This is a genomic window from Streptomyces sp. SJL17-4 (assembly GCF_036826855.1).
GTDB lineage: Bacteria > Actinomycetota > Actinomycetes > Streptomycetales > Streptomycetaceae > Streptomyces.
The window spans coordinates 3,241,863-3,254,029 of the sequence record NZ_CP104578.1; the positions used below are offsets into that span (position 1 = coordinate 3,241,863).

11 protein-coding genes are annotated in these 12,167 nt (G+C 70.6%); 5 read left to right on the forward strand and 6 right to left on the reverse strand.

Annotation, left to right across the window (positions count from 1 at the left end; all coding sequences use genetic code 11):
* Positions 1–248 precede the first annotated feature (248 nt).
* From N5875_RS14055 to N5875_RS14065, 3 genes are read left to right on the forward strand one after another with little or no spacing between them, the layout of a single operon-like run.
* Complete coding sequence (locus tag N5875_RS14055) at positions 249–773, forward strand: PadR family transcriptional regulator (RefSeq protein ID WP_318208987.1); 525 nt, start codon at positions 249–251, stop codon at positions 771–773.
* Positions 770–1,453 carry an ABC transporter ATP-binding protein gene (locus N5875_RS14060; protein WP_318208986.1) on the forward strand — a complete coding sequence of 228 codons (684 nt, stop codon included), beginning with the start codon at positions 770–772 and terminating at the stop codon, positions 1,451–1,453. The genes N5875_RS14055 and N5875_RS14060 overlap by 4 nt, the downstream gene beginning before the upstream one ends.
* Entirely contained in the window at positions 1,450–3,822 is a 2,373-nt protein-coding gene (locus tag N5875_RS14065; protein WP_338494043.1) for an FtsX-like permease family protein, read from the forward strand. The genes N5875_RS14060 and N5875_RS14065 overlap by 4 nt, the downstream gene beginning before the upstream one ends.
* A 184-nt stretch (positions 3,823–4,006) precedes the next feature.
* Here the strand turns inward: N5875_RS14065 and N5875_RS14070 are convergent, their stop codons facing one another.
* Positions 4,007–4,960, reverse strand: coding sequence for a hydrogen peroxide-inducible genes activator (locus tag N5875_RS14070; RefSeq protein ID WP_318208984.1), 954 nt, complete (start codon positions 4,958–4,960; stop codon positions 4,007–4,009).
* A gap of 131 nt (positions 4,961–5,091) precedes the next feature.
* Between N5875_RS14070 and N5875_RS14075 the strand changes: the two genes are divergently transcribed.
* Positions 5,092–5,646, forward strand: coding sequence for a peroxiredoxin (locus N5875_RS14075; protein WP_073809243.1), 555 nt, complete (start codon positions 5,092–5,094; stop codon positions 5,644–5,646).
* A 6-nt stretch (positions 5,647–5,652) separates the two neighbouring features.
* Positions 5,653–6,192, forward strand: coding sequence for an alkyl hydroperoxide reductase (locus N5875_RS14080; protein WP_015035886.1), 540 nt, complete (start codon positions 5,653–5,655; stop codon positions 6,190–6,192).
* A gap of 120 nt (positions 6,193–6,312) precedes the next feature.
* Here N5875_RS14080 and N5875_RS14085 read toward each other — a convergent pair whose 3' ends face one another.
* From N5875_RS14085 to N5875_RS14105, 5 genes are all read right to left on the reverse strand, one after another.
* Positions 6,313–6,987, reverse strand: a complete 675-nt coding sequence (locus N5875_RS14085) for a hypothetical protein (protein WP_318208983.1) — start codon at positions 6,985–6,987, stop codon at positions 6,313–6,315.
* Positions 6,984–8,525: an AI-2E family transporter gene (locus tag N5875_RS14090; protein ID WP_338494052.1), complete on the reverse strand. Its 1,542-nt coding sequence runs from the start codon at positions 8,523–8,525 to the stop codon at positions 6,984–6,986. Before N5875_RS14090 ends, N5875_RS14085 begins: the two co-directional genes overlap by 4 nt.
* 148 nt (positions 8,526–8,673) lie before the next feature.
* Entirely contained in the window at positions 8,674–9,384 is a 711-nt protein-coding gene (locus N5875_RS14095) for a transglycosylase SLT domain-containing protein (RefSeq protein WP_318208981.1), read from the reverse strand.
* Positions 9,385–9,761: 377 nt separating this feature from the next.
* A complete protein-coding gene (locus N5875_RS14100; protein WP_338494055.1) occupies positions 9,762–11,087 on the reverse strand; it encodes a PhoH family protein in 1,326 nt (441 codons plus the stop codon).
* A 310-nt stretch (positions 11,088–11,397) separates the two neighbouring features.
* The gene (locus N5875_RS14105; RefSeq protein WP_318208979.1) at positions 11,398–12,159 is read right to left on the reverse strand and encodes an isoprenyl transferase; all 762 of its coding nucleotides are present in this window, start codon (positions 12,157–12,159) and stop codon (positions 11,398–11,400) included.
* Positions 12,160–12,167 lie beyond the last annotated feature (8 nt).

Below are 12,167 nucleotides of genomic sequence, written 5' to 3' on the forward strand. Positions count from 1 at the left end.
GGCGTGCCTCGGCCCGTGTCCCCGCGCCGGATCGGCTCAGCTAGTCAGCTAACACCGACGATGCAGACAAAGGACAACCGATCACGCCTTTTCCGGACGTGAGAATCAGCACCCATGCCCAGAGGAACCGACGCCCGGGCGGGGCCGATGGTTGCGCGAAGGAGCCCTTCCGCTTTGCGGCAGGGTCTCGTCGGCCCCGCAAGGGAAGCTATACATCGTAGGTATACACACCATGTACAGTGACGCGTATGTCCATCGGTCACACCCTCCTGGGACTCCTGGAGTCCGGCCCGCGCCACGGTTACGACCTCAAGCGCGCCTTCGACGAGAAGTTCGGCCACGACCGGCCGCTGCACTACGGTCAGGTCTACTCGACCATGTCCCGGCTCCTGAAGAACGGTCTCGTCGTCGTCGACGGCATCGAGGCGGGCGGCGGCCCGGAACGGAAGCGGTACGCCATCACCGAGGCGGGCATCACCGATGTCGCCCAGTGGCTCACCACCCCCGAGAAGCCCGAGCCGTACCTCCAGTCCACGCTCTACACCAAGGTCGTCCTGGCCCTGCTCACCGGCCGCGGCGCCGCCGAACTCCTCGACGCCCAGCGCGCCGAGCACCTGCGCCTGATGCGCGAACTCACCCGGCGCAAGAAGGACGGCGACCTCGCCGACCAGCTCATCTGCGACCACGCCCTCTTCCACCTGGAAGCGGACCTGCGCTGGCTGGAACTGACCGCCGCCCGCCTCGACCGGCTCGCCGAGGAGATCCGCCGATGAGCTCCACCCCGCTCCTGACCGCCACCGGCCTCGACAAGGCCTACGGCCCGACCACGGCGCTCGCCCGCGCCTCCTTCGCCCTCCGGGCCGGCGAGGTCGTCGCCATCATGGGACCCTCCGGCTCCGGCAAGTCGACCCTGCTGCACTGCCTGGCCGGAATCGTGCGCCCCGACGCGGGCACGATCACCTACGACGGACGCGAGCTGACCGCGCTCTCCGACACCGCGCGCAGCGCCCTGCGCCGTACCGACTTCGGTTTCGTCTTCCAGTTCGGCCAGCTCGTCCCCGAGCTGACCTGCGTCGAGAACGTGGCCCTCCCGCTCCGCCTCAACGGCGAGAAGCGGAAGGCCGCCGAGGGCCGGGCCGCCGAGTGGCTGGCCCGCCTGGAGGTCGACGACACCGCCCACAAGCGCCCCGGCGAGATATCCGGCGGCCAGGGCCAGCGCGTCGCCGTCGCCCGCGCGCTCGTCACCGCCCCGCGGGTGATCTTCGCCGACGAGCCGACCGGCGCACTCGACTCCCTCAACGGCGAGCGGGTCATGCGGCTGCTCACCGACGCCTCCCGGGACACCGGCGCCGCCGTCGTCCTCGTCACCCACGAGGCCCGCGTCGCCGCCTACTCGGACCGCGAGATCGTCGTACGCGACGGAGCCGTGCGCGACGCGGAGTGGGTGGCATGACGCTCCGCACCTGGACCCGCGACCTGGCGCTCGGCGCCCGGTTCGCGGTCACCGGAGGCCGCTCGGGCCTCCTCCGCACCCTGCTGACCGCGACCGGGATCGGCTTCGGCGTGGCCCTGCTGCTGCTCGCCTCCTCCCTGCCGAACATGCTCTTCCAGCGGGAGGTACGCGAGTCCGTCCGCGCCGTCGACGGCAGCGAGCAGGTCACCGCGCCGCGGGCCGACTCCTTCCTCCACCTCGGCAGGACCACCGGCTACCGGGACGACGTCATCAGCGGCCTGCTGCTGCGCCCCGAGGGCGACGCGCCCCCGGCGCCCCCGGGCACCTCCGGCGTCCCCGCACCCGGCGAGATGCTGGTCTCCCCCGCGCTCCGCGAGCTGCTCGCATCCCCCGAGGGCGCCCTGCTCAAGGAGCGCCTCCCCTACAAGGTCGCCGGGACGATCGGCGCGGCCGGACTCATCGGCCCCGCCGAGCTGCGGTACGTCGCCCACGTCGACTTCCTCACCACCGACAACTTCGACGGGCGCGGCACCCGGTACGGCTGGTCGGTGCCCGAGGAACCGATGAACGCGTTCCTGATCCTCCTCGTCGTCGTCGCCTGCGTCGTCCTGCTGCTGCCCGTGCTCGTCTTCATCGCGACCGCCGTCCGCTTCGGCGGCGAACAGCGCGACCGACGGCTCGCCGCGCTCCGTCTCGTCGGCGCCGACACCGCCATGACCCGGCGGATCGCGGCCGGCGAGTCCCTCGCGAGCGCGCTGCTCGGCCTCCTTGTGGGCCTCGGACTCTTCGCGGTGGCCCGGCAGTTCGCCGGGGCGTTCACCATCTGGGACGTCAACGCCTACCCGTCCGACGTCGTGCCGATGCCCGCGCTCGCCGCGCTCGCCCTCGTCGCCGTCCCGGTCTCCTCGGTCGTGGTCACCCTCTTCGCGCTGCGCGGCGTGGTGATCGAGCCGCTCGGGGTCGTCCGGACCTCCACCCCCCGCCGCCGCCGGCTGTGGTGGCGCCTGCTGCTCCTCGCGGCCGGGGTGGCCCTGCTCGTCCCGCTCATGGGCGAGGTCCGGGTGACCGAGACGAGCCTCGACACCGTGGGCGTGGCGACCGGCACCACCCTCGCCCTGATCGGTCTGACCACGCTGCTGCCGTGGCTCGTCGAGGCCGGGGTGAAGCGGCTGCACGCGGGCCCGGTGGCCTGGCAGCTCGCCGTCCGCCGGCTCCAGCTGAGCAGCGGCACGGCGGCCCGCGCGGTCAGCGGCATCGTCGTCGCGGCGACGGGCGCGATCGCGCTCCAGATGCTCTTCCAGGCGATGGAGAACGACTTCACCGAGTTCACGGGCGAGGACGTGTCCCGTGCCCAGATCGCGATCGGCGCCCATGCCGCGGACTCCGGCGAAGCCCGCGAGATGATCTCCCGCTTCGAGCGGACCAAGGGCGTCACCGGCGTGATCGGCATCGTCGAATCGCGGGTGTGGCGTCCCGGACCCCTGAAGGGGAGCGAGGAGTTCGCCCCGGGGGCCTCGCTCAGGGTCGGCGACTGCGCCTCCCTCGGGGAGTTCGCCACGCTGCCCTCCTGCACGGACGGCGACGTGTTCGTCTTCCTCGCGCACGGCGCGCAGGGCAACCCGGACGACTCCTTCGTCACCAGGTCGGCACGGCCCGGCGCCACGGTCGTCCTGCGCGACCCGCATCCCCACCCGAGCGAGCCGAAGCGCGCCGGGGGCGGCCCGCTGCCGCAGTGGCGCATCCCCACCACCGCCCGGGTCGTGGACTCCCGCCCCGACCCCACGGGCATGTACCAGTACGGCGTCCTCGCCACCCCGTCGGCGATCGACGCCGCCCGGCTCGACCGGCCCGACGCGCAGACCATGGTCCGGCTCGATCCCGCCGTGCCCGACGCCGCCGAGTACGTACGGAACACGGCGGAGGCCATCGATCCGACGTCCTGGGTCCGCACCCTCGCGGACACCGAGCGGGACGCCGCGTTCAGCAGCGTCCGCACCGGCATCCTGGTCGGCTCCACCCTGACGATGCTGCTCGTGGCGGCCTCGCTGCTGGTCGCGACCCTGGAACAGCTCAGGGACCGCAAGCGGCTGCTCTCCTCGCTGGTCGCCTTCGGCACCCGGCGCTCCACCCTGAGCTGGTCGGTCCTGTGGCAGACGGCGGTGCCGATCACCCTCGGTCTGGTCCTCGCGGTCGCGGGCGGCCTCGGCCTCGGGGTCGTCCTGCTGAAGATGGGCGGGCAACAGGTCCGGGACTGGTGGGTGTTCCTGCCCGTCGTCGGGATCGGGCTCGGCCTGATCGCGGCCGTGACCCTGCTGAGCATGCCCGTCCTCTGGCGCCTGATGCGGGCGGACGGGCTGCGCACGGAGTAACCCTCCGGGCGGATGTACGAGGAGATGGGCGGCGGTTCCTGACACCCGGGGGGTCTCAGGAACGGCCGCCCACCACCCGTACCAGCGGGTCCCGGGCCTCAGGAACCGCCACCCACCACCCGTACCAGCGGGTCCCGGGCCTCAGGAACCGCCGCCCACCACCCGTACCGGCGCGTCCCGGGGCTCAGGAGCCCCCGTCGAGCACCCGTACCGGCAGGCCCCGCATCGCGCCGCGCAACTCCGCAGCCAGCTCCTCGAATTCGGCGTGCCGGGCCGCGCCCGTCCGCATCGCGAGGGCGATCCGCCGGGCGGGCGCCGGTTCGGTGAAGAGCCCGGTCCACAGGGCGTTGTTACGGGCGGTCTCGACCGTGACGGCGGTGCGGGGCAGCAGGGTCACCCCGAGACCGCCGGCCACCAGCTGCACCAGGGTGGCGAGCCCCGCCGCCGTGGTGGTGACCTCGGCGCCGTCCGTGCGCCCGGCCTCACGGCAGATGTCGAGGGCCTGGTCACGCAGGCAGTGCCCCTCGTCGAGGAGCAGCAGCCGCAGCTCCTTGAGGGCCTCGCGCGGAATGTCGTCCCGGCCGGCCAGCGGGTGCCCCTGGGGCGTGACCAGCACGAAGTCCTCGTCGAAGAGAGGAAGTTCGGTGACCCCGGGCACACCGAGGGGCACGGCGAGCAGCAGCAGGTCGAGCCGCCCGGCCGCCAGCCCGTCGAGCAGGGAGGAGGTCTGCTCCTCGTGGACCTGGAGGTCGAGGTCCGGGTAGCGGCGGTGTACCAGCCGCAGCACCGTCGGCAGCAGGTACGGGGCGACCGTCGGGATCACCCCGAGCCGCAGCACCCCGGTGAACGGCGCCTGGGCCGCCTCCGCCTCCTCCATCAGCTCCGCCACGGCGTCGAGGACCACCCGGGCGCGGACCGCGAGCCGCTCCCCCGCGGGCGAGAGCAGCACCTTTCTCGTCGTACGCTCGAGGAGCTGGACACCGAGTGCCTCTTCGAGTGCCGACACCGCGCCCGAGAGTGCGGGCTGGCTCATGCCGATGGCGGCCGCCGCATCGCGGAAGTGGAGATGTTCGGCCACCGCCGAGAAGGCTCTGAGCTGGGACAGGCTGGGTTGTTTCACACGTCGTGCCGGGATCACTGATAACCACCTTCGATCAACACGACCCACTCTAGCTATTTCACTGATCAATGCACTCCGTGCCATGCTGTGAGCCGTCCAACCCCCATGGAAGCCCCAAAAGGGACCCTTCCTGTCTGCAAGGAGAGCGCGTGCTCACTGTCGGTGACAAGTTCCCCGCCTACGACCTGACCGCCTGCGTGTCGCTGGAGAGCGGCAAGGAGTTCGAGCAGATCGACCACAAGGCCTACGAGGGCAAGTGGCGCGTGGTGTTCTTCTGGCCGAAGGACTTCACCTTCGTCTGCCCCACCGAGATCGCCGCGTTCGGCAAGCTGAACGACGAGTTCGCGGACCGCGACGCCCAGATCCTCGGCGTCTCCGGCGACTCCGAGTTCGTGCACCACGCCTGGCGCAAGGACCACGCCGACCTGCGTGACCTGCCCTTCCCGATGCTGGCCGACTCCAAGCACGAGCTCATGAGCGACTGCGGCGTCCGTGGCGAGGACGGCTTCGCCCAGCGCGCCGTCTTCATCGTGGACCCGAACAACGAGATCCAGTTCACCATGGTGACCGCCGGCTCCGTCGGCCGTAACCCCAAGGAGGTCCTGCGGGTCCTCGACGCCCTGCAGACCGACGAGCTGTGCCCCTGCAACTGGAACAAGGGCGAGGGCACCCTCGACGCCGCCGCGCTCCTGTCGGGCGAGTGATCTGACATGGCTCTCGACGAACTGAAGTCCGCCATACCGGACTTCGCCAAGGACCTGAAGCTGAACCTCGGTTCGGTCATCGGCAACAGCGAGCTGCCGCAGCAGCAGCTCTGGGGCACCGTCCTCGCCTGCGCGATCGCCTCGCGCTCGCCGAAGGTCCTCAAGGAGCTGGAGCCCGAGGCCCAGGCCAACCTGAAGCCCGAGGCGTACCAGGCGGCCAAGTCCGCCGCCGCGATCATGGCGATGAACAACGTCTTCTACCGGACCCGGCACCTGCTGTCGGACCCCGAGTACGGGACGATGCGCGCCGGTCTGCGGATGAACGTCATCGGCAACCCGGGCGTCGAGAAGGTCGACTTCGAGCTGTGGTCGCTCGCGGTGTCCGCGATCAACGGCTGCGGCCAGTGCCTCGACTCGCACGAGCAGGTCCTGCGTCAGGCCGGGGTCGACCGTGCCACCATCCAGGAGGCCGTCAAGATCGCCGCGGTGATCCAGGCGGTCGGCGTCACCCTCGACGCGGAAGCGGTCCTCGCCTCCGCCGAGTAGGACGTCACAGCACGCACGAGAAGGGCCCCGGGGCTGCGCGCCCCGGGGCCCTTCCGTCACGTCCGGAGGTCACCCCCCGAGCGCGGTCACTTCTTCAGCGGGGTCACTTCTTCAGCGGGGTCACTTCTTGAGCGCGGCCATGAGGGCCAGCATGTCCTGCGCGAGCGGGATCTCGATCCCGGAGAGGTCGATCGGTTTCGTCTCCCGGACGACCTCACCCGTGTCCTCGTCCCAGCTGGACATCGAGCTGAAGTTGATCTCGATCTCGACCTGCCCGTCGAGCACCAGAAGCTGTGCCCCGAACTCGCCGTCGATCTGCAGGTAGGCCTTCTCCCCCAGCCCTTCGTACAGCTCCATGTCGAACCGCTTGGCCCGGGCGTCGAACTCGGGCCCCGGGTCGGTCACCAGGTGCCGCGTGTACTCGACGCCCCCGCTGTATCCGGTCTCGGACGACCCGAACAGCACCGGGCAGTGCTGCGTCTCCAACGCCGGATCGGCGGTCGCCTCCCCCTCGGTGTCCGAGGACCGCTTGCCCAGGATGGTGCTGAGCGCCCCCAGCTCGGCCGTCTCGCAGAGATTTTCCACGGCCTTGTACCCCCGCATGTCCGGCCCGGGTTCCTCGCCCCGCTGGACGGCGTAGAGTCCCCCGCCCCACACCGCCGACGCCACCACCGCGCCGCCGAGCGCCCACAGCCAGGGCCGCCGCGCCCGGGGTGGACGCGGCGGCGGGGTCTCGGTGAGCACCTCGGGGTCGTCGAACTCCACCGCGCCCACGAGCTCGGGTTCCGATATCACTTGGCGTCCCCCGCGGCGACGGACGCGCCCGGTGCCGGGATCGGCGCCACCTCGAACGCGGTCGCCCCGCGCGGTTCCGGCGTGCTGCGCAGCGCCTGCTCCGTGCTGTAGGCGCGGAGATAGCCGACCACCGTGTTGACGACGGCGACCAGGGGGACCGCGACCACGGCGCCGCCGATGCCCGCGGTCAGACCGCCGGCCGCGACCGCGAGGACGACGGCCAGCGGGTGGACCCGTACCGCGCGGCCGAGGATGAACGGCTGCAGCACATGGCCCTCGATCTGCTGTACGGCGAGGACGACGACCAGCACCATGAGCGCGGTGAACGGCCCGTTGGTGACGAGGGCGACGACGACCGCGAGGGCGCCGGAGACGACCGCGCCGACCAGCGGGATGAAGGCGAAGAGGAAGATGAAGACGGCGAGCGGCACGGCCATCGGCACGTCGAGGAACCAGAGTCCGAGGCCGATGAAGACCGCGTCGATGAGGGCGACGAGCACCGTGCCGCGCACATAGGCGGTGAGGGTGCGCCAGGCGCGGGGTCCCGCGCCGGCGACGCCGGGCCGGGCCTGGGCGGGCACCAGCTTGAGCGTCCACTCCCAGACCTTCTTCCCGTCGTACAGCAGGAAGAGCGTCGAGAACATGGCGAGCAGGATGCCGGTCATCGCCTCGACGAAGACGGCGACGCCCTGCAGTCCGACGGAGGTGATCTGCTCGGCGTTGGCGCCGATGGTGTCGTTGAGGTTCTTCGCGATGTCGTTGATCTGGCGCTCGGTCACATGGAACGGGCTGTCCAGGGCCCAGCGCTTGAGCTCCTCGATGCCGTCCTTGACGCGGTCGGTCAGGTTGTCGATGTTGTCCATCACCTGCCAGACCACGAACCAGCCGACCAGACCCATCACGACGAAGCCGGAGACGGCGGTGACGGCGGTGGCGAGCCCGCGCGGCAGGCCGCTCCTGCGCAGCATGGCCACGGTGGGCTGGAGCAGGGCGGTGATGAGGAGCGCGGCGACGAAGGCGAGGACGACCAGCTGGACGGAGCTGATCACCTTCATCAGCACCCAGACGGTGCCGGCGAAGACGAGCAGGCGCCAACTCGCCTCGGCGGCCACCCGCATGCCCCAGGGGATCGCGGCGGCGGGGTCGGGCCGGGCGGCGACGGCCGGTGCGTACGAGGGGGGTGCGGGGACGGAGCGGCCGGGCTCGCCGGCCGTGACGGCGGCCGGCTCCGGGACGGGTGCGGCGATGTTCGGGGCCACGTCGGGGCGGGCGGGCACAGTCGCGTGCACACCTTCGGCGGCGGTCCCGGCTCCGGGGGTTCCCGCTCCGGACGTTGCCGCTCCGGACGTTGCCGCTCCGGACGTTCCGTCGGCCGGGCCCTGCGGCGCGGCGGCCTCGTGTGCGGCCTCGCGCGGGTCCTCGTACGGCGGGTGGATCGGATCCTCCCGTTCCGCCTCGGCTCTGCGCGCGTCGAGGCGCTCACCCATGCTGCTCAGGCCTGCGCCCAGCCGACCCAGCCACTCCGGCACTCTCGACATCGCTTTCCTCATCCCCCGCTCGCTCTTCCCCACCGGTTCCCCACCCGTTTCCCACCGTTCCCCCGGAGACCGCGGGCCTTCGAAACTACACGCACGAAGCCCCTCACCGTAGGACGGTGAGGGGCTCCCCAAGGTTGAGCACGCCGTACTAGTACCAGCGGTGGGACAGCCAGAACGACCAGGCGCCACACGGGCTGCCGTAGCGGTCGTTCATGTAGTTGAGGCCCCACTTGATCTGAGTGGCCGGGTTGGTCTGCCAGTCGGAGCCCGCGCTGGCCATCTTGTTGCCCGGGAGTGCCTGGACGAGGCCGTAGGCGCCCGAAGACGGGTTGACCGCCTTGTAGTTCCAGGTGGACTCGTGGTCCACGATGTTGCTGAAGCACTGGAACTGCGAGGCCGGGATCATCTGGCGGGCGATCGCCTTGACCTCGGAGACGGAGTACGAGCCCTGCGCGCTGAAGGACGAGGCGTCGCGGACCGCGGAACGACTGGCGCGCTCCTCCGCCTCCTTGCGCTCCTTCTCGGCCTTCTCCTCGGCGGCGGCCTTGTCGGCCGCCTCCTTCTTCGCCTCGGCGTCCTTGGCGGCGCGGAGACGGGCCGTCTCCTCCGCGGACTTCTTGGCGATGGAGTCGGCAGCGGCGGCCTGGACGTCGGCCTGCTCCGAGAGGGACGAGACCTGTACCTGGGCCTGCTCGCCCACGGGAATGTCCGCGAGCAGCGTGGCGTCGGCCGCGGCGGCCTCGAAGTTGTCGTCCGAGGACTGAGCGGCGTTACCCGACGCAACGCCCATGACGGCGCCGACGGTGGTGACCGCAGTGGCCGAAGCCACCGCGAATCCCCGGACCGAGATCCGGCTCACACGGTTTCCTTCCAGCATCGTCCGCACAGGTGACCACGCGGCCGAAATCGTGCCCCTGGCGCTGGTCTTCGACATACGGGGTCACAGAAGACACGGGCCCGTGGTGCTGTGGGCGGCATACGGCGAACGACTGTGGAGTTATGTGGTGCTTGTGCGCCTGAAGGTGCACGGGTGCCGTATGCGGGGCCTGACGGAAGCAAGACTCTGCCGGACGGCGACCGCGCAAGGCAATTCTGCGTTGCGTGTGAAAGCTCACACCTGGGCGGGGGCAGGTGTTTTTGAAGATAAGGCGGACATGGGGGCGCCGCCCGGCTAAGCTCCTGCGCTCTGCCGGGCGGCGCCAACTTCCGTACGCGTACGGACGCGTACGAAACGGGTCAGATCTGAACGTCCTCCAGCATCTCCGTCACGAGCGCCGCGATCTGGGAGCGCTCGGAGCGGGTGAGGGTGACATGGGCGAAGAGCGGATGCCCCTTCAGTTTCTCGACCACGGCGACGACTCCGTCGTACCGGCCGACCCTGAGGTTGTCGCGCTGGGCGACATCATGGGTCAGAACGACCCGCGAATTCGCCCCGATTCGTGACAGAACGGTCAACAGGACGTTCCGCTCCAGGGACTGGGCCTCGTCCACGATGACGAACGCGTCGTGCAGCGAACGGCCCCGGATGTGGGTGAGCGGCAGGACCTCCAGCATCCCGCGGCCGAGCACCTCCTCCACCACCTCACGGCTCGCGACCGAGGACAGCGTGTCGAAGACGGCCTGAGCCCACGGGCTCATCTTCTCCGCCTCGCTGCCCGGCAGATAGCCGAGCTCCTGGCCCCCGACCGCGTACAGCGGACGGAAGACCATCACCTTCTGGTGCTGACGGCGCTCCAGGACCGCCTCCAGGCCCGCGCAGAGCGCGAGCGCGGACTTGCCGGTGCCGGCCCGTCCGCCCATGGAGATGATGCCGACGTCCGGGTCGAGGAGCAGATCCAGCGCGATCCGCTGCTCGGCACTGCGGCCGCGGAGCCCGAAGGCCTCCCGGTCGCCGCGGACCAGCCGTACGTTCCCCTCGGAGGTGACCCGGCCGAGCGCCTTGCCCCGCTCGGACTGGAGCACCAGGCCCGTGTGGACCGGAAGCCCGGCGGCCTCCGGCACGTACAGCGACTCCTGGTCGTAGAGCAGGTCCACCTGCTCGCCGGAGAGCGCCAGGTCGGACATACCGGTCCAGCCGTTGGCGTCCGTGATGGCCAGTTCGGCCCGGTACTCCTCGGCGAGGAGCCCGACCGAGGAGGCCTTGATGCGCAGCGGCAGGTCCTTGGAGACGACCGTGACGTCGTACCCCTCCGCCTGGAGGTTCCGCGCGACCGCGAGGATCCGTGAGTCGTTGTCCCCCAACCTGTAGCCGGCGGGCAGTACGCCGGGGTCGGAATGGTTGAGTTCGACACGCAGGCTGCCGCCCAGCTCCCCGATGGGGAGCGGGGCGTCGAGGCGCCCGTACCTGACCCGGAAGTCGTCCAGGAGGCGCAGGGCCTGCCGGGCGAAGTACCCGAGTTCGGGATGGTGCCGCTTGGCCTCGAGCTCCGTCACCACGACGATCGGGAGCACTACCTCGTGCTCCTCGAAGCGTGACATGGCGTTGGGGTCGGCCAGCAGGACGCTGGTGTCGAGAACATAGGTGCGCCGGTCGTTAAGGCGGCGCTTCGTGCTTGTCACCACGGAAGGACAGACCCCCTCTGAAGACCCCATAGAGGTCGGGGCGCGACGGAACCGGTGTCGCAACGGAATGGGACCGGGTTCAGGCCGCGATGCGCGGGCCGAACCACGGCCCTCCGCTTCTCCCGTACGTGTCCCGCACGGTCGTCCTGGTGCAACGGGCCTCCCGGGTGGCGGTCTCCGTGCCGCTCACTTCACCAGGGATATGCCCTCGAACAGGCTCTGCCATGCCATGGCATATGACGACGTGTTCATGAACACGAGGTGATCGGTTCCGATCGGTGTCCCCGGGCCCCTCCGGGGCCCTTGGGACTCAGGTTCCGTAACGCCGGTGCCGGGCGGCGTAGTCGCGCAGCGCCCGCAGGAAGTCGACCTTGCGGAAGGCCGGCCAGTGCACTTCACAGAAGTAGTACTCGGAATGGGCGCTCTGCCACAGCATGAATCCGGACAGCCGCTGCTCGCCACTGGTGCGGATGACCAGGTCCGGGTCGGGCTGACCGCGCGTGTAGAGGTGCTCCGAGATGTGCTCGACGTCGACGATCTCGGCGAGCTCCTCGAAGCTCGTGCCGCGCTCCGCGTGCTCCAGGAGCAGCGAGCGGACCGCGTCCGCGATCTCCTGCCGGCCGCCGTAGCCCACGGCCACGTTCACGAGTATCCCCGTGTTGTCGTGGGTGGCCTGCTCGGCCTCCTTGAGCACCGACTGCGTACGGGCGGGCAGCAGGTCCATCGTGCCGACGTGGTTGACGCGCCAGCGGCCGTCGGCGGCGAGCGCGCGTACGGCGTTCTCGATGATGCCGAGCAGCGGGACGAGCTGCTCCTCGGGCCGGTTCAGGTTGTCCGTGGAGAGCATCCAGAGCGTGACGACCTCGACGTCGGTCTCGGCACACCAGCCGAGCAGCTCCTGGATCTTGTCCGCGCCCGCCTTGTGTCCCTGCTCGGGCGTCCCGCCCGAGGCCTTGGCCCAGCGGCGGTTCCCGTCGAGGATGACCCCGATGTGCTTGGGCACCTGGTCATGGTCGAGGCGGCCTTCCACCCGGCGTGCGTAGAGCCCGTACACCAGGTCGCGCAGGTTCACTGTTCTAT